Annotated in this window: 2 protein-coding genes; both read right to left on the bottom strand. The window is 43.1% G+C overall.

Annotation, left to right across the window (positions count from 1 at the left end):
- The coding region (locus WBA89_RS25610; protein WP_424410393.1) for a tetratricopeptide repeat protein at positions 1-707 on the bottom strand (707 nt) is incomplete at its 3' end.
- On the bottom strand, positions 700-4,371 hold a 3,672-nt coding region (locus WBA89_RS25605; RefSeq protein WP_424410391.1), incomplete at its 5' end, for a tetratricopeptide repeat protein. The genes WBA89_RS25610 and WBA89_RS25605, both read right to left, overlap by 8 nt.

Below are 4,371 nucleotides of genomic sequence, written 5' to 3'. Positions count from 1 at the left end.
GGTTTTTGGGCGACTTGGGCGCGGGCGGAGGCTAAAGTGCTAACGTACTTTTCTTGCTGCTGCAACAACTCCTCTAATTCCGCTGACAGTTCAGCACAACTCGGATCGGATGTCAAGAGAAGTTGGTAAAAAATAATTGCGCTTTTTGGGCGATCGTACTTTCCTAAATTTCTCCCCAAACACAAATAAAACTCCCAATTTTCCGGTGTAATTTGCAATTGACACTGTTCTAATACCAACTTTAAATCAGACGTTGTTTGTCCGAGAACATACCCCAATTTATCGTAAATTCCCGGCAAATCTCCGTCAATTTCCACAGCTTTCAAATACGCAGCAATAGCTTCATCCCACTGTTTGAGTTTAGTTAAAGCATCGCCGAAATTGCAAAAAGACCAAGCAAAATCCGAGTTGAGTGCAATCTCGCAGCGGTAAGCCGCAGCAGCCTCTTCCCATTCCCGAAGTTTCAGCAAAGCATCGCCCAAATTGTGATAAGACCACGAAAAATCCGGGTTTAACTCAACAGCTTTTTTGTACGCGCAGACAGCATCATCAAAGCGTTCGAGTTTCAGCAAAACATCGCCCAGATTGTGATAAGACCACGAAAAATCCGGGTTTAACTCAACAGCTTTGCGGTAAGCAGCAACAGCCTCATCAAACCTACCGCTTGATTGCAGCGAATTTCCCAAATCGTGGTAATCATTATCCATGCAAAACTCCTGCAAGAGTTAGTAATTGTTCCAGCGAGTTCAAATCCAACCGCATATTCTTATGTAATGGTTTTGTCGGAGTTCCATCATCAACCAAATCACCAATTAAATAGTAATGTTCCAAACCGCACAAGTTGCTAATCATCCAATAACAATGCGGAACGTAAAGGGGAGAAAAAATCTCAACTACCTTAGTTCCCCGACTGCAAAAAACTAGATTAGTCAATCCCCCTCCGTGAGGTGCGACAACAACTTTAGCAGCAGCCAAACACGCTGCTTGTTCCGCTACCGACATTGTTTCCAGATTAACACTGTGAAACCCCAATTTTTCTAAGTATTTAATTATCTCTTCATCGTTGACGATTCGCCGATAGGATGCTTGTTCGCGACTGATATAAATGCGCTCTGAATAGTTTGTATTTAGTGGGTGTTGTTCATTTAAAAATGTCTGTTGTAGATATTCGCACTTCCATTTTGAAACCGCCCCTGCTCCGTCATAAGATATTGATGGAATTATTAATTTATCGGCTGTGATGTGTAAATTGCAGCGACTTTCTAAAAGTTTATGTTGAGAAATTTCTAAAGTATTTAAAGTTTCTGCTTGATAGGAAGAATCCGAGGCATTGACAACAAACTTATCTATAGTTTCTATCAATCCGCTCCGCTGCAAAAGGTCAAATCTGGTAATCACATCAAACATCCAATGAAAATAAGAGGCTCCACCCCAGCGAGCAGATAAAAAAGCCACATTTCCATCGACGTGTTCAGCGGGAGGCAATTTGTCGGAAGTGATTACCAATTCAGCACAACCCATTGAAATATCAGCAACAAGTTTATTGTCTGAAGTAATCACGGCGGTAGTCACAACATCTGCCCAAGCTCGTCCGTTTGGCAATACGGCAACAAAAGCTTTTCTGGAATGACTTTGATTTCCCCCAAATCTGCGGCTGCTGTCGATTGTTTTGGAATCTGATAAATTGATTTGACTCGCAGGATAGATGTCAATGCAGGTGAGGTGCGGATTGGATTCTGCTGTAACGGTCAAATCTTCTGTAAACCCACAGTATTTTTTGAGAATACTTAAAGGTAAGATTTGATTGCTGCATTTTGCCCGATCGCTCTCATCGACTTCTCCTTGTTGTTCCAGAGCATACCCTATATTATCGTAAGCTTCAAACAAATCGGGTTGAATTTGCAGGGCTTGAACTAAATTAGTGATTGCAGGTTCCCAGTGCTGTTTGGCAATTAAACTCAAACCCAATCCTTCGTAACACCAACAGGATTTTGGATCGAGATTTATGCCTTTTTCGTAAATGGCGATCGCCCTTTCCAATTCCCCTTGATTCCGCAGCGCATCGCCCAACTTTTTGTACAGCCAACTCTCATTGGGTTCTAGCTCAACAGCACGACCAAAAGCAACTGCTGATTCCGGCCAATTTTCTTGTTTTTCCAGAACTTCGCCCAAACTATTGTGCAACCAACAATCATCGGGATTTAATTCAATTGCTTTGCGGTAAGCATCCGTCGCCTCTTCCCAATTTTCTACTGCAACAAAAGCCTTACCTAATCTCTCGTAAGACCAACAAAAATCGGGATTCAGTTCAACTAACTTGTGGTAACTAACAGCAGCGTCTTCCCACTCAGAAAGCTCCATCAGCGCATCGCCTAAATTATTGTAACTCCAACAAAAATCTGGTTTTAATTCAATCGCTTTGTGGTAAGCAGCAGCGGCTTCGCTGTATTGCTCGATCGCCTGTAAAGTTTCCCCCAAAAAGTGGTAAGCCCAACTAAAATTAGGGTTAAGCGCGATCGCCCTTCGGTAAGCGGCCCCAGCTTCCTCAAACAAATCTTTTGCTTGCAAAGCTTTACCCAACTTGTGATAAGTCAAGTAATTGTCAGACTTAATTTTAATAGCTGTTTGATAGCGGGCGATCGCCTCATCGAGATAACCCGCATCTGCCGCGATATCACCCAACTTTTCCCAACCCAGAGACAACAGAGTTTGCTCTTCGCCCAATTTTTGATTGTCAGTTTTTTTGACAATTAGTTGATAGCCTTTGTGTACTACTTCTAACTGACTGCTAAACATCTCCAAAAAAACATCGATTCCAATTTTAGTATCTTGCTCCGGGCTGTCGGGAAAAGTAAACTCGTAATCGTCAAAAATCATCAATCCGCCAACTTTCACCAACCTCCAAGATAAAATCGCATCTTGCAAAGCGCTGGTGGGTTTGTGACAGCCGTCAACGTAAGCAATATCGTAAAATTCCGAATCCAAATTTACTAACAAATCTTGAGAGTAACCTTCTAATTCAATTACTTTCTCGGCGACTCCTGTTTGAGCAATATTACCCTTAAAATGTTGTTGAAAATACAAATCGATGCAAGTAATTTTTGCCGTCGGATGAGTTAAAATATTATCCAGCAGCCAGCAAGCCGACATTCCCTGAAAACTGCCGATTTCCACAACTTGAAAATCAGCAATTCCGGTAAACTGCTGCAAATGCCGTTTCCAAATAGGAATATTGTGGGTAAACCAATCTTGGGTAAATTGATAGTTTTTCGCCGCACATTCCGGCCAACCTCTCAATTCACTGGCTTTTTGGTGGCAAATAATTGCTTCGGCCAATTCCCCTAATTGCGGTAGAATGTTGCCTAAATCATTGTAAGCCTTAGAGTTGCTCGGAGCGAGATCGATTTGGTGGCGGCAAGCAGCGATTTCTGCGTACAATTCCTGTTGTTTCGCCCGCACTTCCTGAAGTTTGGCGACAACTTCCGCAGCATTGGGATCGATTTTGATGGCCATGCTATAAAATACGATCGCACCTTCCAACTGCTTCTGTTTCGCCAAACTGTTGCCTAAATTTATATAAAATTCCGCTCCATCTAACTCAATTCCCAGCAATTTGTGGTAAATTTTCCCGCTAGGAAGTTGCTCAATATCTTGACAGTAAACTGCGATTGTGCTATCCAAATCCGATTCGCTGCGCTGCCGCAAAACATATCCCAATCTCTGATTGATTCCCGTCAAATTTGGTTCGAGTTGAATCGCGCGGAGGTAAGCGCTAACAGCTTTATCCCAGGATTTTTCGCAGGTTAAAGCAATTCCCAAATTGCAGTAAAACCAAGGAATATCTGGATTGATAGCAATGGCTTGGCGGTAACAGCTAATAGCTTCTTGCCACAGTTGTTTTTGGGCCAACGCTTCGCCTAAATAATTGTGCGCCCAATAGGAATTATCATTAATTTCCAGAGCTTGACGGTAACATTGAATTGCGGCATCAAACTCGCGTTTCTGCGCCCAAACATTGCCCAAACCAAGGTAAGCACGGGCGTAATTCGGATTGATTTCGAGGCTTTTGCGGTAACAGGCGATCGCCCGATCGCATTCTCCTCGCTCAGCCCAAGTTTTGCCCAAACTGTGGTAAGATTCAAAAGAATCTGGATTGATGGCAATAGCTTGACGGTAATTGGCGATCGCCTCATCCCAGCGCTTCTGACCTACCAGCATTTCGCCCAAATTGTGATAAGCTGTTGCCAGTTGCGGGTTTAACTCAATTGCCCGCGAATAACTTTCGATCGCTTGTGAAAAATTGCCCAATTCAACTAAACTATTTCCCAGGGTGACGTACTCGTCAGCAGTTGCCCAATTCGGCTCGATTTT

The sequence above is a fragment of the Microcoleus sp. genome (assembly GCF_049646505.1).
Taxonomy (GTDB): Bacteria; Cyanobacteriota; Cyanobacteriia; order Cyanobacteriales; family Microcoleaceae; genus Microcoleus.
This window is presented reverse-complemented; position numbering and strand designations above follow the sequence as displayed.